Source organism: Actinocatenispora sera, assembly GCF_018324685.1.
Classification (GTDB): Bacteria; Actinomycetota; Actinomycetes; order Mycobacteriales; family Micromonosporaceae; genus Actinocatenispora; species Actinocatenispora sera.
The window spans coordinates 3,072,003-3,094,118 of record NZ_AP023354.1; the positions used below are offsets into that span (position 1 = coordinate 3,072,003).

General features: G+C 75.7%; 14 protein-coding genes. 7 read left to right on the top strand and 7 right to left on the bottom strand.

What is annotated here, in order from left to right; all coding sequences use genetic code 11:
• Positions 1–62 precede the first annotated feature (62 nt).
• The gene (locus Asera_RS14820) at positions 63–1,538 is read right to left on the bottom strand and encodes an amidohydrolase family protein (RefSeq protein ID WP_030448468.1); all 1,476 of its coding nucleotides are present in this window, start codon (positions 1,536–1,538) and stop codon (positions 63–65) included.
• Between the two features lie 540 nt (positions 1,539–2,078).
• Between Asera_RS14820 and Asera_RS14825 the strand changes: the two genes are divergently transcribed.
• Positions 2,079–2,990: a DUF6745 domain-containing protein gene (locus Asera_RS14825; protein ID WP_244843880.1), complete on the top strand. Its 912-nt coding sequence runs from the start codon at positions 2,079–2,081 to the stop codon at positions 2,988–2,990.
• Positions 2,991–3,206: 216 nt separating this feature from the next.
• Here the strand turns inward: Asera_RS14825 and Asera_RS14830 are convergent, their stop codons facing one another.
• The 5 genes from Asera_RS14830 to Asera_RS14850 form a co-directional block, all read right to left on the bottom strand.
• Entirely contained in the window at positions 3,207–3,584 is a 378-nt protein-coding gene (locus Asera_RS14830) for a VOC family protein (RefSeq protein ID WP_030448466.1), read from the bottom strand.
• Between the two features lie 28 nt (positions 3,585–3,612).
• Complete coding sequence (locus Asera_RS14835) at positions 3,613–4,227, bottom strand: dihydrofolate reductase family protein (RefSeq protein WP_030448465.1); 615 nt, start codon at positions 4,225–4,227, stop codon at positions 3,613–3,615.
• A 134-nt stretch (positions 4,228–4,361) separates the two neighbouring features.
• The gene (locus Asera_RS14840) at positions 4,362–4,853 is read right to left on the bottom strand and encodes an RICIN domain-containing protein (RefSeq protein ID WP_169745894.1); all 492 of its coding nucleotides are present in this window, start codon (positions 4,851–4,853) and stop codon (positions 4,362–4,364) included.
• Between the two features lie 187 nt (positions 4,854–5,040).
• Positions 5,041–5,265: a GntR family transcriptional regulator gene (locus Asera_RS14845; protein WP_030448463.1), complete on the bottom strand. Its 225-nt coding sequence runs from the start codon at positions 5,263–5,265 to the stop codon at positions 5,041–5,043.
• Positions 5,266–5,627: 362 nt separating this feature from the next.
• Complete coding sequence (locus Asera_RS14850; protein WP_035297983.1) at positions 5,628–7,274, bottom strand: gamma-glutamyltransferase; 1,647 nt, start codon at positions 7,272–7,274, stop codon at positions 5,628–5,630.
• 257 nt (positions 7,275–7,531) lie between these two features.
• Between Asera_RS14850 and Asera_RS14855 the strand changes: the two genes are divergently transcribed.
• From Asera_RS14855 to Asera_RS14865, 3 genes are all read left to right on the top strand, one after another.
• A complete protein-coding gene (locus tag Asera_RS14855; protein WP_244843882.1) occupies positions 7,532–8,944 on the top strand; it encodes an MFS transporter in 1,413 nt (470 codons plus the stop codon).
• A complete protein-coding gene (locus tag Asera_RS14860; RefSeq protein WP_030448460.1) occupies positions 8,941–10,392 on the top strand; it encodes a pyridoxal phosphate-dependent decarboxylase family protein in 1,452 nt (483 codons plus the stop codon). Before Asera_RS14855 ends, Asera_RS14860 begins: the two co-directional genes overlap by 4 nt.
• A 528-nt stretch (positions 10,393–10,920) precedes the next feature.
• Complete coding sequence (locus Asera_RS14865; RefSeq protein ID WP_169745893.1) at positions 10,921–13,707, top strand: carboxypeptidase-like regulatory domain-containing protein; 2,787 nt, start codon at positions 10,921–10,923, stop codon at positions 13,705–13,707.
• 163 nt (positions 13,708–13,870) lie between these two features.
• On the opposite strand, the gene Asera_RS14870 is transcribed toward Asera_RS14865, so the two are convergent.
• Positions 13,871–14,512 carry a TetR/AcrR family transcriptional regulator gene (locus tag Asera_RS14870; protein ID WP_030448458.1) on the bottom strand — a complete coding sequence of 214 codons (642 nt, stop codon included), beginning with the start codon at positions 14,510–14,512 and terminating at the stop codon, positions 13,871–13,873.
• Between the two features lie 89 nt (positions 14,513–14,601).
• On the opposite strand from Asera_RS14870, the gene Asera_RS14875 reads away from it, so the two are divergent.
• The 3 genes from Asera_RS14875 to Asera_RS14885 all read left to right on the top strand — a co-directional run bounded on the left by Asera_RS14875 (position 14,602) and on the right by Asera_RS14885 (position 22,113).
• Complete coding sequence (locus Asera_RS14875; protein WP_051802747.1) at positions 14,602–15,072, top strand: hypothetical protein; 471 nt, start codon at positions 14,602–14,604, stop codon at positions 15,070–15,072.
• Between the two features lie 358 nt (positions 15,073–15,430).
• Positions 15,431–18,625, top strand: a complete 3,195-nt coding sequence (locus Asera_RS14880; protein ID WP_051802746.1) for an ATP-dependent helicase — start codon at positions 15,431–15,433, stop codon at positions 18,623–18,625.
• Complete coding sequence (locus Asera_RS14885) at positions 18,583–22,113, top strand: ATP-dependent helicase (RefSeq protein WP_425305977.1); 3,531 nt, start codon at positions 18,583–18,585, stop codon at positions 22,111–22,113. The genes Asera_RS14880 and Asera_RS14885 overlap by 43 nt, the downstream gene beginning before the upstream one ends.
• Positions 22,114–22,116: the final 3 nt, after the last annotated feature.

Below are 22,116 nucleotides of genomic sequence, written 5' to 3' on the forward strand. Positions count from 1 at the left end.
CCCCTCGCGGCCCGCGGACGGCTCCTCCCGGGCGGCTCTGCGGGATGGCTGTGTGGTGCGGTTCAGCGGGGCTCGGCGCGCAGCGGCCGGCCCGGGTACGCGTCGGTCCGCAACGCGCCGTCGCGCACCACCGGCACCCCGCCGACCAGCAGGTGCACCACGCCCACCGATGCCCGCACCGAGTCCAGGTACGTGGCGGTGTCGGTGATCCGAGTCGGATCGAGCACCACCACGTCCGCGTCCGCGCCGACGCCCAGGTGCCCCTTGGCCCGCGCCGAGGGCGCCGTGTCGTCCAGCACCCGCGCCGGCAGGTACGCGCAGCGCCGGAACGCCTCCGCCCAGCTCCAGGTGCCCGACTCGCGCACCATGGTGCGCAGCGACCGGGCGAACGTCCCCGCGGTGCGCGGGTGCGTCGAGCCACCCGGCGGCAGCGGCCACTGTCGGGAGTCCAGCACCCCGTCGCCCCACAGCACCGGCATCGCGTCGCTCGCCACGATCGCATCCGGGTAGGCCAGGGATCGCCGCAGCAACGCCCGGTCCGTCGCGTCGCGCTCGTCCAGGAACTCCACGATGCACTCGGCGCCCGGATCGCGCTCGCGCACCTCCCGCAGCCGCGCCTCGTCCGCGATCCGCTCGCCGGTCTCGACCAGTACCAGGTTCGAGGCGGTGATGCCCCAGGCGCCCAGCCGTTCGGGCGCCAGGAAGTACGCACCCACGCCGGTGCTGCCCGCCCCGTACGGGTAGGCCTCGACGGTGACGCGCGATCCCGCGGCCCGGGCGCGGTCCAGCGTGGTGAGCACCCGGTCGATGTGCCGGCGCGAGGTGCTGTTGACGTGGCAGTGGTGCATCGCCGCACCGGTCTCCGCCGCCGCGATCGCGATCTCCTCCGACCCGTCGACCGGCGTGGACGGGTCGGCCTCGACCAGCTCCCGTACGTGCGTGTACGTCGGCACCCCGGCCGCCGCGGCCAGCCGCGCCACCGCGCGGAACTCGGCCGGGTCGGTGCGCGGCGCGTACCCGAGCAGCACGCCGATGCCGAGCGCGCCGTCGGCCAGCTCCCGCTCCAGCAGTCCCAGCCAGGTGCGCCGCTCCTCGGTCGACGAGGTGCGCTGCCAGCCCGGATCACCCAGCAGCGCCAGCTGCGTCTCCAGCCGGGCATCCGGCTCGACGCCCAGGTGCGCCTGCGCGCGGGCCGCGCCCCAGGACGCGGAGAACCCGTAGTTGAGCGGGCGGCCCGCCGCCGCGGCGTCCGCGTACGCCCGCGCCACCGGCAGCAGCCCGGCCTCCAGGTCCAGCGCGGTGGTCACGCCGTCCATCGCCTGCAGCCGCTGGCCGGCGATCGAGTGCACGTGGCTGTGCAGGTCGACGAAGCCCGGCCCGACGATCAGCCCGGTCACGTCGAGCACCGTCGCACCCTCCGGCGCGGCCAGCCCGGTCCCCACCGCGGCGACCGTGCCGTCGCGGACCAGCACGTCGGCGACCCGGTCGAGGCCGGTACCGGGATCGATCACCCGCCCGTTGCGCAACAGCGTCTGCATCGCGCCAGTCTGCCCCGATCCGGCCCCGCCACACCTCGGTGCCGCCGACGAATTCCGCCCCGCCGCTCCGTCCCGCCGGACGAACGGTTCACGTCCTCGACGTTGCGGTACGACAGCGTCGATCGCACGGTGGTGCGCACCCGGCCGGCGGAGGTGTGCACGCAGCCGACCGTCACGTCGTCGCGGGACGCCCGTACGTCGATCCGGGTTCAGTTGTCCGGCAACGTTTTCTCGGTGGTCGTGGGATGCGCGCTCGCCGCCACCCCGGTGCGTGGTCAGCGCGCCCGAGGTGCGGGCGGCGTGATGGTCGGTGTAGAGCAGGACGGTCGCCACCACGTCCCGGTCCCGCATCGGTCAGACCTGAGCCGACTCCGTGACCCCCGCATCCCCGGGCGCACTGGCCGCGGGGAACCCCTTGCGGGGCAACGGCTCCCGCCGCAGGTCGGCGACGGTGGCACCGATCGACTTGCGTGAGGTTGCCGGTGGGGTGCATCATCTGGGCATGATCTTCACCAGGAAGGGCGGCGACGCCCAGGCGCGATGAGCGCCCCCGCGCGGTTGGACGCCGCGCTTCGTTTCCCCGCCTCCCGCACCATCGCTGCCGGCCTTCGGCCGGAAACCGGCGACAGCCCGCGAGCGGGCGCCGGGAACAGCCTTCGGCTGTGGCGGGAGGCAGTCGACATCCGCCAGGAATGGCTCGGCCACGCGCTGTGCACCGATCCCGCCGACCGGCTCACCGCCGAACGGGCGCTGGCCCGGATCTACGCCAGGATCGGCCGGCCCGTACCGCGGTTTCGTTGGGTCGACTCGCCGCACGCGGCGCTGCCGTACCTCGACGGGCTGCCCACGATCGACGACCTCTACCAGGTGATTCGCCGGCCCGGTTCGGTCTCGCCACCGCTGGCCAGCGATCTGGCCATGGCCGCGTCCGGGTTACGCGGCGCGCTCAGTGCAAGCGTCGACCGGGGCGACCCCGAACTGGCACCGGCACGTCCGCCCAAGTCCAAGAACCCCTGGCCGATGTTGCCGCCACGCGATGCGCTGGCCGCCGGCACACCGCTGAACGTGGTGCTGCACCGCAGCGTGCACGGAGCGCTGCAGCGCAGCATCGCCACCGGGTTCCGGCAGCCGATCCACGCCGCGCTGGCCCCCGGCCGGCGGCTGCCGGTCTGCTGGTACGGGCAGCACGACGTGCCGTGGATCGGCTACTACGACATGCTGCGCCGGGTCGGCCTCGCCCGCTACCAGCCGGGCCCGCTCGACCAGTTCGCCGACTGGGTCGACCTGGCCCGCTCCTGCGGCTGGTGGTGGCCCGGCGAGCGGGTCTGCGTGCTCACCGAACGCCCGGAAACCCTTCGTACCGAACCGATCCCGGGCGCCTGGCACGACGAGGTGCGGCTGCGCCCCGGCGGCGTCGCCTACCGCGACGGCTGGCACCCGCTGCTGCACTGACCCGCACCCGCCGGCCGGATCCCCGATCCGGCCGGCGCAGGGTCACCCACCTTCCCGGCCGGACACACCGACGCGGGCGGCTGCTGCCCCGACCCAGTCGGTACGCGTACGGTGCTGCCGGCCATGCGCGCTGGCCGTCGTCGGGCGACAACCGTTGTGTCCCAGCAGGCTTCAGGCGGATGGTATCCACGCCACCGGCGGTGCCCCGGGGGCGCCCTAGCCTGCGGTGCGGCTGAAGACGGTGAGTACCGAGCCGTCCGGATCGCGCAGCCAGGCCACCTGAACGCCCGCGGTGTCCGCCGAGACGCCGTCGTCGTCGAGCTCGAACGGCAGCTCCGCCGGGCCGAGGAACGCAATGCCACGCGATCGCAGCTCCCGTACCGTGGCCCGTACGTCGACGACCCGGAAGCTCGCCACCGGCCAGCTGGCCGTACCGGCGTCGGAGAACCCGGCGAGCAGGTAGATCACCGTGCCATCGTCGGCGTGCAGCAGCCAACCGCCGGGCGTCGGCTCGCCGGCCAGGCCCAGCCCACCCTCGTAGAACTCGCGCGCCCGGTCCAGGTCGCTCACGGCGATGACGGGTCCTGCGTGCATGGTTGCTCCTCTCGCGCCGTCGCGGTCGTCAGTGAACGTCGTAGATCAGGTGGGTCGCGGTCGTGGTGGCGACGACGCTGCGTTGCGCCAGGCTGCGCGCCGCGCCACCGGTGAACAGCGGGGTACCGGCGCCCAGTACGACCGGGGCCAGGTGCAGCGACAGCGTGTCGACCAGGCCGGCGGCGAGCGCCGAACCGACCGTGGCGCCGCCGCCCATCACGACCACGTCGAGGTCCGCGCCGCGTTCCGCCGATGCAGCCTCGGCGCGCTGCCGGGCGGTGGCGACGGCGTCGGCCAGGCCGGTGGTGACGAACGTCCAGTCGAGGTCGGTCAGCCGTACCGACGGGGGAGGGGTGCTGGTCACGACGACGAGCGCGGGCTTGCCGACCTCGCCGGCGCCGTACCCGACCTCGTCGTTCCAGCCGCCCGGCCCGTCGACCACGTCGAACAGCCGGCGGCCGAGGACGACCGCACCGGACAGGTTGGTCGCCTCGCGCAGGATCCGCCGGTCGTCCGGGTCGTCGGAGAACGCCCAGGCGTGCAGGGCGTCGCCGCCGGTACCCATCCCGTTGTCCGGGCCGGGATCGGGGCCGGTGACGAAGCCGTCAAGCGACATCGAGATGTCCGCAACGATTCGTGTCATACCGGTACCGACGATGCCGGCGCCCCGAACTCATCGGCCGGCCGCAGGGGTACCGGCATCCGAGGGGCTCGGGACGCGGTCGTGCCGGTGTCCGACGATGCGGGCACCGGCACGGCTGGTTGTCGGGTCGCGGGTCAGACCACCGGCAGTTGCCACCGCTGCCACTGACCACCGTTGCAAGGGGCGGCCTGCAACCCCTTGCCGCTGGTGTCGTCCAGGCAGCGGCCGGTGTTGACGTTGCGCAACTCGGCCCAGGCGCCGTACCAGGTGACCTTCCACTCCTGGAAGGTTTGCCCGTTGCAGGTGACCAGCCGCAGACCCAGGTTGCTGTCATCCAGGCAGGTGGCGGTCATGGCGTTCTTGAACGTGTCCACGCCCGTGTGCACGGTGGTGGTCACCCAGGACTGGGCGCTGCCGTAGGCGCAGGTACTCGGGTACGGCGCCGTCATGCTGCTGGCCACCCCGACGCACCGCCCGGTCCACTCGTTGCGGAGCTTTCGTACCGAGGACGCGTGCGCGGCCTGGCTGGTCACCACCATCATGGCGACGAACGCGACCGCCGCCAGCATCGTGAGCCGCAGCAACCTGCCACCCATCCTGGTCGGCGCCGTCAGACGAAGCTGCATAGCTACTCCTTCGTGGTCGTACGGGATCCGTGCGCTCATCCTGTGCGCCGGCCATGCGCGACTCCAGCTGCTTCAGCCAGGCCGGAAACAGGACAAGACGCCGCCCGTACGAACGAGGGTCAGCCGCCGAACAACAGCGCATCGAGCCCGCACCGTACGCCGGGACGCTCGGCCACCCGCCGCGCGGCTACTTGACGGGGTAGGTACCGCGTCCGGGCAGGACTCGCACGAGACCCATCTTTGCTAGTTCGGCGATCGCACGTCGCACGGTGACCCGGGCCGTCCCGTACTCCTCGGCCAGCTCAAGCTCGGACGGCATCCGGCCGGGGTAGTCCCCATGGCGGATCCGCTCAGCCAGGATGTCCCGGAGCTGTGCCCACAGGTACTCCCCAGCGTCCGGATCAAGCGTCATGCATCCATCGTGATCACTCAACCCGCCTCGAGTCGACGAACTACCTCTTAATACTACCTAGGGAAGCCTAGGACCTCATAGGCCCGGAACGTATACTCAGACGCACAGAGATGAGGCTACGGTGCCGCGTGGTGGCACGTCATCCGCTCGACAGCTGGACTGATCGAGGGGCACGCCTACGTCACGGCCGGGCCGCTGGCCGCCAATGCCAATGCCGAGGCCATCAGCGGCGACTCGCATGTCTTCTACGTCCGCCTCGCGGACACCATGGTCATGGACCCCTGCTGACGCGGGCTGGCGGTGGCGTCGGGGAAAGAAGGCGCTGGGGTGCCGTTCGGGCCTGTCGACGCAAGCAGGCACGGTCAGAGGTGGATGCCGATGCCGCCGCGGCGGGGGTCGCCGCCGGCGCCGGTGCGGCCCACGGCGGAGGCGCCGCCGAAGTAGTGGTCCAGGTCGGGCCAGCGGTGGATCTGGTAGCCGGCGTCGGCGAGGGCGGCGAGTTCGTCGTCGGGTACGCCGGGTTCGGCGTGCGCGGTGCCGGCGACGACGTGGAAGCGGGCGCGGGCGATCGCGGTCTCCGGGTCGAGCCCGTCGACGAGCACCCCGAGCAGGGTGTGCGCCAGCGCTGTCCGGATCCGGGACGCGCCGGCGGCGCCCACGGCGAGCAGCAGGTCCCCGTGCGGCCCGGGAGCGGGCGACGACTCGGCTGCTGACCCGGCCCCGGTACCGCTGCCGGGTACCGGGACCGGGGCGGTGACGTCGCCCAGCTCGGCGACCGATTCGCGGGCGGTGGGCTGGTCGGGGCCGAGCACCGTACTGACCTCGACCCGGGTGTCGTCGGGCAGCCCGGCGCCGGGCTGGCCGGCGCTGCCGGTACCGGTGGGTACCTCGGCGGCGGCGCCGGTGTGCGCCCGGCCGGCCTCGGTGGCGGTGACCACCAGCGGGCACATCATGCTGTTCATCCGGGCGCCCGGCGGCAGCGCGCCGATGATCAGTTCGCCCTCGCCGAGCATCGAGTTGAGGTGGACGCCGAGGCCGGGCAGCCAGACGGCGGAGCCGAGGCCGAGGGTGGTGGTGACGACGCAGGCGTTGCCGTCCGGGTCGACCACGGAGATGTTGGTGGTGTCGCCGAGCCGTTGCAGCGCATGGTCGCGCAGCGCGTCGGCGAGCAGCACCGCCCGGCGGGTACGGTCGGCGCCGAGCACCGCGCCGTCGAGGGCGGCGAGGGTGTCGATGGTGTGGTTGAGGTCGTCGCCCCGCCCGTACACGTGCGCGTCGGCGAACCCGGCGTGCCCGACCGGCAGCTCCAGCACCCGGTACTCGGCCAGGTCGGCGGGGCCGAGCGCGCCGCCGCCGGCGCGTACCGCGTCGATCATGGTGTGTCCGAGGGGGCCGGTGTAGAAGGCGTCGGGTCCCTCGTCTCGCAGGATGGCCATCGCCTTGTCCAGGCCGGGGTGGTGCAGCACCTCGCCGCCGTCGAGCAGCCGGCCGCGCGGCGCGTACGCCTGGGCGCCGTCGGCGGGCAGCATCGCCGGGGCGAGCGCGCGCAGCGTGTGTGCCTGCGCGGCGGGCAGTTCGGTGCCGTGCCGGGCCAGGTCGACGGCCGGTGCCACGACGCTGGACCACGGCAGCCGCCCCCACCGGGAGTGCAGCGCGCCGCAGCCGGCGGTCACGCCCGGGACGGCGACGCTGGAGGCGCCGATCTCGTACGGGATGGGCACACTGCCGAGCGTGATCGACACCGGTGTCATCGGCGTCGGGGTCACGTCACCGTCCAGCCCAGGTACCGCGACGAAGAAGTCCAGGCAGGTCACGGTGCGGTGTTCGGCGTCGTAGTAGGTGGCGAAGCCGCCGCCGGCGAGGCCGGTCAGCACGGTCTCGGCGGCGCAGCTGGCCAGCACCGCGGCAACCGCCGCGTCGGCGGCCGAGCCGCCCGCGGCCAGGATGGACAGGCCGGCCTGCGCGGTGGCCGGATGCCCGGCGGCGATCCCGGCTGGCGTCGCTGTCACCCCCTCGAGGTGCGGCGGCCGGCGAGGCGGTGCGATCGCCGCACCGCCCTCGGGGCGCGGTCGCGCCGGCAGGCGTGGCTGCCGATGATTCCCGATCGGGGCACGCCCGGTCTCCGGAGGAGACATTGCGTGCCCTGGCAAGCACGATACGTGCAGTGGATGGCGCGCGCGGCCTGGTGGCCATAACATCGGCGGCCGGACGCGAAGCATGAAGAATTCTCACGAACGAGCGAGCCAGCGAGCAGCGGGAGGTGACGGTGGTCGACGATCGGCTGCCCACCCGGGTACGGGTCGGCTACGCGCTCGGCTCCCTCGCCACCGGCGCGTTCGGCACCGTGCCCGGGCTGCTCCTGCTGCCGTACCTGACCGACAGCCTCGGCGTCGCCGCCGGCCTCGGCGGCATCCTCGTCCTGCTGCCCAAGGCGTGGGACATCGTCGCCAACCCGCTGGCCGGCCGGCTCTCCGACCGCACCGTGACCCGCCTCGGCGCGCGCCGGCCGTACCTGATCGGCGGCGGGCTCACCGTCGCCGTGCTGTTCGCGGCGCTGTTCGCCGGGCCGGCCAGCGGCGCCGCCGGCGCCGGCTACGTCACCGTGATCTTCCTGCTCACCGCCACCGCCTACGCCGCCTACCAGGTGCCGTACGTGGCGATGCCGGCCGAGCTGACCGAGAGCGCCACCGAACGCACCCGGCTGGCCGGCGCCCGCATCGTGGTCCTGGCGCTGGCGATCCTGGTCAGCGGCGCGCTCGCGCCGGCCCTGGTCGACGCGGTCGGCGGGCTCGCCGGGTACCGGGTGATGGGGGTCGGGGTCGGTGCGCTGATCGCGGTCGGCGCGCTGGCGGCGTTCGCGCTCACCGCCGGCGCACCGACCGGCCGGATCGCCACCGCCGCCGGTACGCTGCGCGCCCAGCTGAAGGTCGCCGCGGCGCACCCGCCGTTCGTGCGGCTGCTCGCCTGCTTCGTGATCCAGGCGGTCGCGATCGGCACGATGCTCGCCGGCGTCAGGTACTTCGCCGACCACGTGCTCGACCGGCCCGGCGCGAACTCCATCCTGTTCGCCTGCTTCGTCGGGCCGGCCCTGGTGGTCATGCCCCTGTGGACCCGGCTCGGCCGCCACCTCGGCAAACGCGCCGGGTACCTGCTCGCCAGCGTGCTGTTCGCCGCCGGCGGGTTGCTGCTCGCCGCGGCCGGCGCGCTCGGCGCCGGCTGGGCGTACGGGTGCACCGCGCTGGTGGGCATCGGCTACGCCGGGCAGCAGACGTTCGCGCTGTCGATGCTGCCGGACACCATCGCCGCCGCCTCCGCCCGTACCGGCCGGCGCCAGGCCGGCGTGTTCACCGGCCTGTGGACCGCCGGCGAGACGCTCGGCCTCGCGCTGGGGCCCGGTGTGTTCGGCCTGCTGCTGTCGGCGACCGGGTACGTGTCGTCCACCGGCGGCGGCGTGCCGCAACCGGCCAGTGCCCGTACCGGGATCCTGTTCGGCTTCACCGTGCTGCCCGCCGCGGTGATGCTGCTCGGCCTGCTGACGCTTCGCCGGTACCCACCGGGCGGCGGCGCCGAGCTCGACGGCCGCGCGCCGGGAGGCGGACGCGTTTCCCGCGGCACCGCGCCCGGCGGGGGACCGGATCGCGATCCGACCAGTACGAGTGATCAGGAGGAACACCGATGACGGCGTTACCGGACCGGGGCGTACCGGCCGAGCAGGTGCTCGCGGAGCTGGGCGCGTTGCGCGGCCGCGACCTGCCCACGCACGGCGGCCGGCTGTTCGCATACGTGTACGACGCGGCGGTGCCCGGCCTGGACCAGCTGACCGCCTCGGCGTACGCGCTCGCCGCCCACGTCAACGGGCTGGACCCGACCGCGTTCCCGAGCCTGCTCGCGATGGAGAACGACCTGGTCGCCGCCGCCGCGCAGGTCACCTCCGGCGCCGAGGCCGCGGCCGGGGTGGTCGGCAACGTAACCTCCGGGGGTACCGAGTCGCTGCTGCTCGCGGTCAAGGCCGCCCGGGACGCGCACCCCGACCTCGCCACGCCGCGACTGGTCGTACCCGCCAGCGCGCACGCCGCGTTCGCCAAGGCCGCGCAGTACCTGCGGGTGGCGCTGGACGTGGTGGAAATCGACCCGGCCACGCTGCTTCCCGATCCGGCCGCGATGGCCGCGGCGATCACCGCCGACACGGTGCTGGTCGCGTGCTCGGCGCCGGCCTACCCGTACGGGGTGATCGACCCGGTCGCCGAGATCGCCGCGGTCGCCGCCGACGCCGGGGTGCGCTGCCACGTCGACGCGTGCTTCGGTGGCTGGCTGCTGCCGTACCTGCGGCGGCTCGGCCGGCCGATCCCGCCGTTCGGCTTCGAGCTGCCCGGCGTCACCAGCGTCTCGGTCGACCTGCACAAGTACGCGTACGCGCCGAAGGGGGTGTCGGTGCTGCTGCACCGGGACGCGTCGCTGCGCCGCCCGCAGTACTTCGGGTTCGCCGGCTGGCCAGGCTACCCGTTGCTGAACGCCACGGTCGCCTCGACCCGCTCCGGTGGTCCGGTCGCCGGCGCCTGGGCGACGCTGCGCCACCTCGGCGACGACGGGTACCTGCGCCTGGCGGAGCGCACGTGGTCCGCGGTCACCGGCCTGGCCGCCGCGGTGTCCACTGTAGACGGTCTGCGGTTGCTGGCCGAGCCGCAGACCTCGGTGGTCGTGTTTACCTGCACCGACCCCGACCCGTACGTGCTGGCCGACCAGCTCGCCGCGCGCGGCTGGCACACCCAGCCGCAGCTGCCGTACCCGCCGCTGCCGGCGAGCATCCACCTGTCGGTCACCGCCGCCGTCGCCGACCAGGTCGCCGAGTTCGGCCCGGCGCTGCACGACGCCGTCGCCGCGGCCCGTGCCGCGCCGATCCAGGTACCGCCGGAGCTCGCCGCCGCGGTCGCCGACCTCGACCCGGCGACGCTGGGCCCGGAGACGATGGCCGGGCTCGCCGCCGCGGCCGGCTTCGGCCCGGACGGGCTGCCCGAGTCGATGGCGATCGTCAACACGCTGCTCGCCACGCTGCCGCCGGAGCGCCGCGCCGCCCTGCTCGTCGAGTTCCTCAGCCTGCTGCAGACCCCGGCGCACCGGCCGGCGTGATCCGCCTGGCGCGCCCTACGAAGACGTCACCGCCCAGCCGTGTGAACTGACGCGGCCCGGGTCGCGCCCGGTTTCGGGGTCCGCAGCCAGCAGCCGGGTGGAACCTCCGGGGCGTTTGCCGGCGAGCGGTCCGCGGCGTTTGGCGGCGAGCGGATCGCGTCGCCTGGCGGCGACCGGCCACGAGACCGGTCGCCTCCCGGTCCCGGGACCGGTCGCCTCCCGGTTCCGGCCCGCCCGCGTGCCTCGCGGTCCCTGCCCGCTCGGCGTTGCGTTGCGTCTGGCGCGATGCTGCGTTGGATGGGTGTGGCGCTTGGCGGCGCCGGCGGGCGGCAGGTCGTACCGCTGCGGCGGCGTATGATCGCCGGCGCGGTGTCCGGTTCGCCCGGGTATCGTCGACGGGACCCCTCGGGCCGGCGCGCGCCGGTCTTCCCGTCGCGCCACCTCTCCCGGCGGCCGTCGACCGGTCGCCGGAGCCGACACCGGGGCTGCGCCGCGTGCCTGCGCGGCGCGACGAAGGGGGACGACAGGGTGGCGGACACGACGGCGAGGCCGCGACACCGGGCCGCAGTCTGGTGGATACCGGCGATGCTCGCCGGGCTGATCATCGGCGTGCTGCTCGCCGGCGCCGGGCTCGCCGTGACCGGCCACATCGACCAGGACAGGTACGGCTGGCGGTGGCCCGCCGGCATCGGCGCGGGCGCGCTGCTCGCGGCCATCCTGCTGGTACTGGCCGCCACGCTGCACGAGCCGCGGCGCGCGCCGCGCCCGGTGCCGACCTCGGCCGACCCGGCCGCGAGCCGGCCACCAGCCTCCGCCGAAGGCCCTACCGGCCGCCGGGACCGGGCCGAAGCCGGCGCAGACCGGAGCCGCCCCGGCTCGCACCGCGCGCACCCCGGTACGCCCGGATCGCACGCCGCCGGTGCCGACACAACTCCCGACTCCGCCCGGCCCGACGCCATCCGGTCCGCCGGGTCTGACGGTTGGGCCGGCTCCGCCACGCAGGGCTCCGCCGGTACCGATCCGGTCGGCCGCGACGCAGCGGGACACGGTGGCGCCGGGGCCGGGACGGCGGCCGGTGCACCGGCCGGCGACGCCGGGCCGCGCGGCTCCAGCGGTCCCGATGTGGGTGCCGACGGCGACGGGCGTGGCGCCGGCCTGGTGGGTGACGCCGGTCCGTTCCGGCAGCTCGCCGCGGTCGAACCGGCGGAACTCGACGCGGCCTGGCTGGGCCGGCCGCCGGGCAGCACCGGCGCGGGCCGCCCCGGCGTCGCCCGGGACGGCGCGTCGTTCTTCGGCGGTACCGTGCCGGCCGACGCGATCACCAGCTCGGTTGCCGGCGACACGGATCGGGGTGTCGGTGCCGAGCCGGGCGGGACCGACGTACCCGCCGTACCCCGTCATCCCGCCGCGACCGCTGAGTCCGGCGTGACCGACGAGCCCGCGGCAACCGACGAGCCCGCCGAAACGGGTGGGTCGGCACAGGACGCCGCGCCTGCCGGGATCGGGTCGGTGGACTCGATGGCCTCGTTGGACGCGGCGCCGGAGCGGGCCGCCCGCCACATCGCCCGCTCCGCCGGCCGCGGCGGCGGGGAGGCCCGGCCCGGTGACTCGCGCGGGAGTGGCGTGGACAGGCACCTGACGCCGTTGGCCGCCTCGGGCGCCGCGCCGGGTGGCCGGGCCGCGCGCCCGGCGAGGCCTGCGGAGTCGGCTCGACGTGACGCGGTACCGGGGCCACGCGACGGGGCCGCCCGGCCGGTCTCCGCGATACCCGTACCTGCCTGGGCGGCGGCCGACGCCGAGCACCCCGAACCCGTACCGGCGTCGCCGGCCGCCACCGATGCCGAGCACCGCGGCCCCGTAGCGGCCGGGTACGCCGCCGAGGCCGAGTGTTCCGAGGCTGTGCCGGGCCGGTTGGTGACCAGTGTTGAGCACCGCGGCCCCGTAGCGGCCCGGTACGCGGCCGACGCCGAGCATCCCGAGACTGTGCCGGCCGGGTCCGTGATTGATGGCGAGCACCGCGAGTCTGTGGCGGCCCGGGACGCAGCCAACGCCGAGCGTTCCGACGCTGTGCCAGGCCGGTCGGTGACCGAGGGCGAGCCCGAGTCCGCGGCGGCGTCGGCGGGCGCGGGCCGCCGCCCCTCGTCGTCCGCACGAGGCGAACCGGCGGCGGCCGAGGGCGGCCGGTACGAGGCACCGGCCGGGGCGGACGAGGCGACGGTACCGGGGCTGCTCCCGGACGAGGCCGAGCGCATCGCCGCGGTACGGGCCAAGCTCGCCGGCGTCCTCCCACCCGGCACGGTGGGCTGGCAGGTACCGGGCGGCACGCCCGGTCCGGAGCAACGCCGGGCCGTGCCGGGCCCCGCGCAGTCGTCGACCGGCAGCGCGCGGCGGCCCGTCGGCGGTACGGCGCGGTCGAGCCACACCGCGCGCGACGCGGCGGTGCTGCGGCTGGCCGACGCGCGACAGGCGCCGGCGGACTGGGATCCGCACATCGACACCGACCCGGAGCGCACCACGGACCTGCGCCGCGGGTCGGGCACGCGGGTGCGCGGGTACGTGCGGGCCGGTGCGACACCGGTACCGCAGGCGGCGGTGACGGTGATCGACCTGGCCGGCCGGCAGGCGGACCGGGATGTCAGCGGGACGGACGGCTGGTACGAGCTTGCGGTGCCGCGATCCGGCACGTACACGCTGATCGCGCGGGCGCGCGGGCACCAGCCGCTGGCGTCGGTGGTGGCGGTGGACGGTGCGCCGGTGCAACTGGACCTCACGCTGGTCGGTACCGCCGCGATCGCCGGCAGGGTGCGGCTGTCCGGCGGCGCGACCGCGGTACCGGCGGCGGTCGTCTCGCTGATGGATTCCTCCGGGGCGGTACTGGGCGCGGTCACGGCCGGCGCGGACGGCACGTTCCGGTTCGCCGAGCTGATCGGCGGCGGGTACACGGTGGTCGGCAACGCGCCCGGGTACCGGCCGGTCGCGGTGCCGGTGGCGGTGCCCTCGACGGGTACCGCGGCGGTGGAGGTGGCGCTGGTGGGCGACGCCGTGCTCGCCGGCATCGCGCGCGGCGGCCGGGACCACCTGCCGCTGGCGGATGCGCTGGTGACGCTGCTGGACGCCGACGGAGAGGTGGCTGGCCGGTGCCGGACCGGCCCGGACGGCGGCTACCGGTTCACCGGGATGCCGCCGGGGGAGTACACGCTCGTCGCGTCGGGCTATCCGACCGTCTCGAACGCGCTGCACCTGACCGCCGGTTCCCGGCACGATCACGACATCCTGCTGGGCTACCGGCCGGACGACGCGACGCCCGGCGGATGACCGGCTGACGGACACGGTCCGGCCGCTACTCCAGGCCGGGCCGCTCGTGCTGGGTGAGAAGGACTTCCCCAGGCTCGGCACGCTGTCGGCGATGGTCAGCCGGGCCGCTGAGCTCGGTCTGCCCCCGGCCCGTGGCGCTCGGCGAGCCGGGCCGTGGCGGGTGTCACCGGGCCGCCCCGGGGTTCGCGGCGCGGGCGCCGAGACCGGCGAGGACGGTGTCGAGCAGCCGGTCGAACTCGGTCGCCGTCCCGTAGTCGTGCTGCAGCGGCGTGACGCTGGCCAGTGCCGGGTACGCGGCGGGGTCGACCGCCGGCGACGCGCCGGGCTGCCCGTTGAGTACGGCCAGCAGGTAGCCGTTGAGGAAGCCGAACAGCGTCATCGGTGCGTCGGCGACCACCCGGTCGGGCAGCCCGGCGGTACGCATCGCGTCGACCAGCTGGTTCAGCGCCGTCAGCGCCACCGGGTTGAGCTGCGCGCGGGTGACCAGCAGCGGGAACACCTCGGGATGCCGGTACGCGAGGTCGCGGTAGTGCTGCGCGATCCACCGGGCGGTCTCGACCCAGCCGCCCGGCGGGTCGCCCGCGCCGGACATCATCTCGACCAGTACCGCCTCGGACATGGCGTCCAGCAGCGCCGCCTTGCCCTTGACGTGGTGGTAGATCGACATCGGGTCGACCTCGAGTTCCTGGGCGAGGCGGCGCACCCCGAACCGGTCGAGTCCGTCCCGGTCGACCAGGGCGACCGCGGCGCGGGCGATCTTGCCGCGATCCAGCCCCGCCGAGGTGCCCTGCGTGCGCCTGGCCACGTCCGCCGCCTTTCTCGTTGGCAATCCTACGCCGTAGAACGTATCGTACGAGCGGTAAACCTACGGCGTAGATTTCGGGAGGATCAGCCGTGACCGCAACCATCGACCGATCGCCGGCGACCGGCACCCGCCGGCCGCTCTGGCTTTACGTCGGGCTCGCGCTGACACTCGTCGCCACCGTCGCGCCGCTGCTCGACCTGGCCACCACCGGCCTGCTCGCCGAGCACGTGCGCGCCGCGTACCCGCACTGGAGCGCGCACGACGTCTCGCTGGACCGCAACGCCATCGCGATCTACCTCGCAGTGACCTCGGCGCTGGGTGTCCCGCTGTGGCTGCTGACCATCCGCGCCGTGCGCCGGGGCCGGCGCTGGGGGCTGGTGGTCGGCGTCGTCGCGTTCGCCGCCGGCATCCTGATCGCGCTGACCAACCTGTCGGTGGGCGGCGAGCACTACCAGGTGATCGTTCCGTACCTGTTCGGGACGCTGACCCTGCTGCCCTGCATCGCCGGTGTCGTCGGGCTGGTCCAGGCCTGGCGCCACCGTCCGACCACCCGCGGCTGACCACGCTTCCCCGCGCGGCTCCGTGCCGGCCGCCCGGCACGCGAGGCCTGCCGGCTGCCGGGCCCGCGTCCGGTGCGGGCGGCGGCGTGATCCGCGGGCGGCGGGCAGTCGCTGTCCGGGTCGCCCGCGGCTCGGAAGCGCTGCCGCGCCGCTCGACCGGCCGGCGTGGGCCGCGCGCCCGGGCGGGTCCGCCGGTCGGGCGTGGCCGGTGGGTGGCTGTCGGACCGGCATGGTCTGATGGCGGGGTGAGCGCAGCGTGCCGGGACATCCGGCCGTGAGCGGTCCGAGCGTCGAGCGGGGCGGCCCCGCCGATCCACCGCTCGGAACCGCCGGGGGGTTGAGACTCGTCCGTCCGGCGATGCCCGATTCGGCACCGCTGGGGCCCGACGCTGCCCAGCGCCAGGTGATCGAGCACGCTGCCGGCCCGCTGCTGGTGCTCGGCGCACCCGGTACCGGCAAGACCACCACGCTGGTCTCCGCGGTCGCCGCCCGCGCCGCCGCCGGCGACGCCGAACACGTGCTGGTGCTCACGTTCGGCCGGCGGATGGCCGACCGGCTGCGCCGCGGCATCGCCGCCCGACTCACCACCGGCCCGACCGCGGCGTCGACCCGGCCGCGGTTCCGGGCCGAGCCGACCGTGCGGACCTTCCCCGGGTACGCGTTCGGGCTGCTGCGCCGCGCCGCCGTGGCGCGCGGTGGACCGCCACCGCGGCTGCTGTCCGGCCCGGAACAGGACGTGACGATCCGCGAGCTGCTGGCCATCGGCCGCGCCGAGGCGGTGTACGACGCGGGGTGGCCGGAGCCGCTGCGCGCCGCGCTGGCCACCCGCGGCTTCGTCGGCGAGCTGCGCGACCTGCTCGCCCGCGCCGCCGAACGCGGCGTCACCGCGTGGCAGCTGGCCCGCTGGGGGCGCGAGCTGGGGCGTGGCGAGTGGACCGCCGCGGCCCGCTTCGCCGACCAGTACGCCTCGGTGCTGGCGCTGCGCGACGCGACGCCAGGCGGCTCGGTCGCCTACGACCCGGCGGAGCTGACCCGCGCCGCGATCGACCTGCTGGCCGGCGATCCGGAGCTGCTCGCCGCCGAACGCGACCGGTACCGGTGGTGCTTCGTCGACGAGCTGCACGACACCGACCCGGCGCAGCGCGAGCTGCTCGAACTGCTGGCCGGCGACGGCCGGTTCCTGGTCGCGTTCGGCGACCCGGACTCGTCCACGTTCGCGTTCCGCGGCGCCGATCCCGCCGGCGTCACCGAGTTCTGCGACCGGTTCCCGGCCGCCCCGGGGGTACCGGCGCCGACGGTGACGCTGCGCACCGGCTGGCGGCAGGCGCCGCAGTTGGCCGCCGCCACCGGCCGGATCACCGCCCGGCTGCCCGGCCCGGCCCGGCACCGCGCGATCGCCCCGGCCGGTCCCGCCGACGGCAGCGTCGACGTGCGGGTGTTCGCCTCCGCCGCGCACGAGGCCGCCTACCTCGCGCACGCGCTGCGCCAGGCGCACCTGCTGCACGGCGTGCCGTGGTCGAGGATGGCGGTACTGGTGCGCTCGACCGCCCGGCAGCTGACCCCGCTGCGCCGGGCGCTGACCCAGGCCGGCGTGCCGATCCGGGTCGCCGCGGAGGACCTGCCGCTGTCCGCGCAGTCCGCGGTGGCGCCGCTGCTGCTGTTGCTGCGCTGCGCGCTGCGCCCGGAGACCCTGGACGAGGAGTCCGCGGTGGCGCTGCTGCATTCGCCGCTGGGCGGCGCGGACCCGTTCACCGAGCGTCAGCTGCGGCAGGGGTTGCGTGCGCTGGCGCTGCCCGGCGGCGACCGGCGCCCGTCCGGGGTGCTGCTGCTGGAGGCGCTGCGCCGGCCGGTCGAGCTCGCCGCCGTCGACCGCCGCTGGGCCGCCCCGGCGGTACGCATCGCCGAGCTGCTCGCGATTGCCCGGCGCTCCGCCGCGCAGCCCGGTGCCGGCGCGCTGGACGTGCTGTGGGCGGTGTGGTCGCACAGCGGCCTGGAAGGCTCCTGGCTGCGGCTCGCGGCGGCCGGCGGGCAGCGCGGCGCCGCCGCCGACCGCGACCTGGACGCGGTGCTGACGCTGTTCGACGCGGCCCGCCGGTTCACCGAGCGGCTGCCCGGCGCCGCACCGGTCGCGTTCGCCGATCACGTTGCGGCGCAACAGCTTCCGGGCGACTCGCTGGCGCCGACCGCGGAGCGCGGCCCGGCGGTACGGATCCTGACCGTGCACGCGGCCAAGGGTGCGGAGTGGGACCTGGTCGCGGTGCCGGGGGTGCAGGAGGGCGCCTGGCCGGATCTGCGGCTGCGCGGCAGCCTGCTCGGTTCCGAGCTGGTGGTCGACCTCGCCGCCGGCCGCCGGCCCGAGCCCGGTACCGAGGAGCCGGCCGACCCGCCGGTCGTGGGCACGGCGGCGCAGCGCGCCGCGCTGCTGGACGAGGAGCGGCGGCTGTTCTACGTGGCGGCGACCCGGGCCCGGCGCCGGCTGCTGGTGTCGGCGGTGGCTGCCGGCGACGGCGAGGAGCTGCCCAGCCGGTTCCTCACCGAACTGTCTACTGTAGACACCGAGCGGGTCGCCGCGGTGCCACGGGCGTTGACGTTGCCGGCGCTGGTCGCCGAGCTGCGCACGGTGCTGGTCGACCCGGCCGCGCCACCGGTCCGGCAGCGGGCCGCCGCCCGCCAGCTGGCCCGGCTGGCGGCCGCCGGGGTGACCGGCGCGCACCCGAACTCCTGGTGGGGGATGGGCGAGCTGTCCGACGCCCGGCCGCTGGCCGGGGTCGGCGAGACCGTCGAGGTCTCACCGTCCACTGTGGAGAACGTGCGGCGCTGCGGGCTGCGTTGGGCGCTGGAACGCCACGGCGGCGCCAACCCACCCGGCGTCGAGCAGAGCGTCGGTACCCTGGTCCATGCGGCCGCCGCCGAGGCCGACGACCTGGGCGCGCTGCGCAAGTTCCTGGACGAGCACTGGGACGAGGTGGAGTTCCCGGCCCGCTGGGTGGTCGGCAAGAAGCGCGCCGAGGCCGACCGGATGCTCGACAAGCTCGCCGAGTGGCTGGCCGACAACCCGCGCCGGCTCGCCGCCACCGAACGCCGGTTCCGCACCCGGCTGCCGTCCCGCGACGACGCGCCCGATGTCGAGCTGACCGGCGCGGTCGACCGGTTGGAGGTCGACGACGCCGGCCGCCCGGTCATCATCGACCTCAAGACCGGCGGCAGCGCACCCACCGACGCGCAGGCCGCGCAGCACCCGCAGCTCGGCGCGTACCAGGTGGCCGCGGAGCACGGCGCGTTCGACGACCTGCCCGGCGTCACCCCCGGCGCCGGCCCCGGCGGAGCGGCGCTGGTGCAGCTGGGCGGTTCCCGGGCGCACCCGCGCGAGCAGCACCAGCCGGCGCTGGCCGACGCGGACAACCCGGCCTGGGCGCAGGAGATGGTGCACGACGCGGCCCGCCGGATGGCCGCGGCCACCTTCGATGCGGTGATCAACGAGCACTGCCGCTCCTGCGCGGTGCAGACCAGCTGTCCACTGTCGACACACGGGCGGCGGGTGACCGACCCGTGAGCGTACTGACGCCGCACCGGCTGGCCGAGCTGCTCGGTCTGCCGCAACCCACCGACGAGCAGGCGGCGGTGATCGGCGCCCCGCTCGGCCCGCTGCTGGTGGTTGCCGGGGCAGGCTCGGGCAAGACCGAGACGATGGCGTCCCGGGTCGTCTACCTGGTGGCGAATCGGATGGTACGGCCCGACCAGGTGCTCGGCCTGACCTTCACCCGCAAGGCCGCCGGCGAGCTGTCCACCCGGATCCGGGCCCGGCTCGGCCAGCTCGCCCGTATCCCGGAGATCGCCGGCGAACCCACCGGCGGCGCCACCCGGGACCCAGCCGGCGGGAGTGCCGGGGTACCCGCCGATGGCAGCTCCGGTGCGCCGGCCGGCGGCATCGTCGGCGCCAGCCCGGAGCGGGCGGAACCGGCTGCCGCGCAACGCGATCCGGACACGCTGGGCGGTGAGCCCACCGTGGCCACCTACCACTCGTACGCGGCGCGGGTGGTCACCGAGCACGGGCTGCGCGCCGGGTACGAGCCGACCACCCGGCTGCTGAGCGAGGCGGCCTGCTGGCAGCTCGCCGACGCCGTGGTCCGGGCGTACGACGGTGACATGTCGGCGGTCGACCTCGCGCCGGTGACCGTCACCGGCGAGGTGCTCGGCCTCGCCGCCGAGCTGTCCGAGCACCTGTGCGAGCCGGACCGGCTGTACCGCTTCACCGAACGGCTGATCGCCGGCCTGCAGGCGCTGCCCGGCGCCATGTCCGCCGACACCGCCCGGATGGTGGCCCGCCAGCAGGCACGGTTGCAGCTGCTTCCGCTGGTCACCAAGTACGTCGAGCGCAAGGTCGCCGCCGAGGCGATGGACTACGGCGACCAGCTGTCCCGGGCCGCCACCGTCGCCGTGCAGCACCCGGTCGTCGGGGCCACCGAACGCGACCGCTACCGGGTGGTGCTGCTCGACGAGTACCAGGACACCTCGCACGCGCAGGTGGTGCTGCTGCGCGCGCTGTTCGGCCGCGGCCATGCGGTGACCGCGGTCGGCGACCCGGCCCAGTCCATCTACGCCTGGCGCGGCGCCAGCGCCGGCACCCTGGAGCGGTTCCCCACCGACTTCGCGCTCGCCGACGGACGCCCCGCCCGCCGGCTCGCGCTGACCACCAGCTGGCGCAACCCGCCCTCGGTGCTGTCGGTGGCGAACGAGGTCAGCCGCCCGCTGCGCGATGCCGGCAGCGCCGCGGTGGTGCTCTCCGCCGCGCCGCACGCCCCGTACGGCCGGGCGGTGCGGTGCGCGTTGCTGACCACCGCCGCCGACGAGGCGTCCTGGGTCGCCGAGTCGATCGCCCGCCACTGGTCCACCAACGCCACGATGGACGATCCGCCCACCACCGCGGTACTGGTGCGTTCCCGCCGCCAGATCCCGGTACTGGAGCAGGCGTTGCGGGCCTGCGGCCTGCCGGTCGAGGTGGTCGGGCTGGGTGGGCTGCTGGACACCCCCGAGGTGCGCGACGTCGTCACCACCCTGCAGGTCCTGGCCGACCCGGCCGCCGGCGCCGGGCTGCTGCGGCTGCTGACCGGGCCGCGGCTGCGGATCGGACCGCGCGACATCGTCGCGCTGCACCGGCGCTCCCGGGAACTGTCCCGACGCGACCGGCCCGACCTGGCGGAGCTCGCGCTGCCCCCCGAGGTCACGCTGGTGGAGGCGCTCGACGATCTCGGCGACCCCGCCCTGTACTCGCCGACCGGCTACCGCCGCCTGACCGCGTTCGCCGCCGAGCTGGCCGTGCTGCGGTCCCGGCTCGGCCAGTCGCTGCCCGACCTGATCGCCGACGTCGAGCACACCATCGGCCTGGACGTCGAGGTCGCGGTCCGGGCCGGGGCGGCGGGCGGCTCGGCGGGCGTGGCGGGTGCCGCCGGGTCGGGTGCGGCCGTCGGGCTGGCCCGGGCCCACCTGGACGCGTTCGCCGACGTGGCGGCGCAGTTCGCCGCCGACTCCGACACCGCGACGCTGGCCGGGTTCCTCGCCTTCCTCGCCGCCGCCGAGGAGCAGGAGCGCGGCCTGGAGCCGGGCCACGTCGAGGTCGTCACCGGCGCGGTACAGGTGCTGACCGTGCACGCGGCCAAGGGGCTGGAGTGGGACGTGGTGGCGCTGGCCGGCGCCGCCGAGAACGTGTTCCCGGCCCGCTCGCAGGGCGACCACTGGCTCAACCGGCCCGGCGTGCTGCCGTTCGCGCTGCGCGGCGACCGTACCGGGCTGCCCGAGCTGGAGCTGTCCGCGGTCGGCGACCACAAGGCGTTCAACCGGGCCCGCCGCGACTTTCTCGCCCGCTGGGCCGAGCACGACGCGGCCGAGGAGCGCCGCCTGGCGTACGTGGCGGTCACCCGGCCGCGCCGGCTGCTGCTGTGTTCCGGGTACTGGTGGGACGGCGACGCGCAGGGCCGCCGCGGCCCGTCCGCACTGCTCACCGAGGTACGTGAGCGGTGCCTGGCCGGTGCCGGGTACGTGGACGAGTGGGCCGACGAGCCGGAGCCCGACGCGCCGAACCCGGTCAAGGCGAACCCGCTGCGCGCCCACTGGCCGGACGACCCGCTGGGGGAGCGCCGCCGCGACCTCACCGCCGCCGCCGAGCTGGTCCGCACCGAGCTCGCCGCCCTCCGCGCCGCCACGTCGCCCGGCAGCGTCACCGCCGACGCCGACGCGCCGGCCGGCCACGCCCCTGCCGACGCCGACACCGAAGCACCGGCCGGCGACGCCGTTGCCGACGCTGACGCGCTGGTCGGCGGGGGCGCGGACGGGGCGGGCGCGGAGGAGCGGCGCTGGGCGTACGAGGTGGAGCTGTTGCTGGCCGAGCGCGACACCGAGGCGCGCGGCGTCGGTGAGGTGGCGCTGCCCGCCGCGCTGACCGTCACCGACCTGGTCGGCCTGGCCGACGATCCGGGCGCGCTGGCGCGCCGGATCCGCCGGCCGCTGCCCCGGCCGCCGGAGCGCGCCGCGAGCCGCGGTACCGAGTTCCACCGCTGGCTGGAGCAGCGGCTCGGCAGCCAGGCGCTGCTGGACCTGGACGAGTTGCCCGGCGCCGCCGACCGGGACACCGGCGTCGATGCCGACCTCGCGCAGCTGCAGCGTCGGTTCCTGGCCAGCGAGTGGGCGACCCGTACGCCGCTCGCGGTGGAGGTGCCGTTCGTGACCGTCCTGGCCGGGGTGGTGGTCCGCGGCCGGATGGACGCGGTGTTCGCCGAGCCCGGCGGCGGGCTGCGGGTGGTCGACTGGAAGACCGGCCGGCAGCCGACCGGCGACGCGGCGCGCTCGGCGGCGGTCCAGCTCGCCGCGTACCGGCTGGCCGCGGCCGAGCTGTTCGGCGTGCCGCTGGCGGACGTGGGGGCGGCGTTCCACTACGTGGCGACCGGGGTGACCGACAGCCCGGCCGACCTGCTCGACGCGGACGAACTTGCGGCGCTGGTCACTCGGTTGCCGCCGGCCGCCGGGGAACCGGTTACCGAGCAGTAATAT

What these genes read in the sequence shown, in the direction of transcription:
- Asera_RS14820 (WP_030448468.1), bottom strand. Translation starts at nt 1,538, where the DNA reads ATGCAGACGCTGTTGCGCAACGGGCGGGTGATCGATCCCGGTACCGGC.
- Asera_RS14825 (WP_244843880.1), top strand. Translation starts at nt 2,079, where the DNA reads ATGAGCGCCCCCGCGCGGTTGGACGCCGCGCTTCGTTTCCCCGCCTCC.
- Asera_RS14830 (WP_030448466.1), bottom strand. Translation starts at nt 3,584, where the DNA reads ATGCACGCAGGACCCGTCATCGCCGTGAGCGACCTGGACCGGGCGCGC.
- Asera_RS14835 (WP_030448465.1), bottom strand. Translation starts at nt 4,227, where the DNA reads ATGACACGAATCGTTGCGGACATCTCGATGTCGCTTGACGGCTTCGTC.
- Asera_RS14840 (WP_169745894.1), bottom strand. Translation starts at nt 4,853, where the DNA reads ATGCAGCTTCGTCTGACGGCGCCGACCAGGATGGGTGGCAGGTTGCTG.
- Asera_RS14845 (WP_030448463.1), bottom strand. Translation starts at nt 5,265, where the DNA reads ATGACGCTTGATCCGGACGCTGGGGAGTACCTGTGGGCACAGCTCCGG.
- Asera_RS14860 (WP_030448460.1), top strand. Translation starts at nt 8,941, where the DNA reads ATGACGGCGTTACCGGACCGGGGCGTACCGGCCGAGCAGGTGCTCGCG.
- Asera_RS14880 (WP_051802746.1), top strand. Translation starts at nt 15,431, where the DNA reads ATGCCCGATTCGGCACCGCTGGGGCCCGACGCTGCCCAGCGCCAGGTG.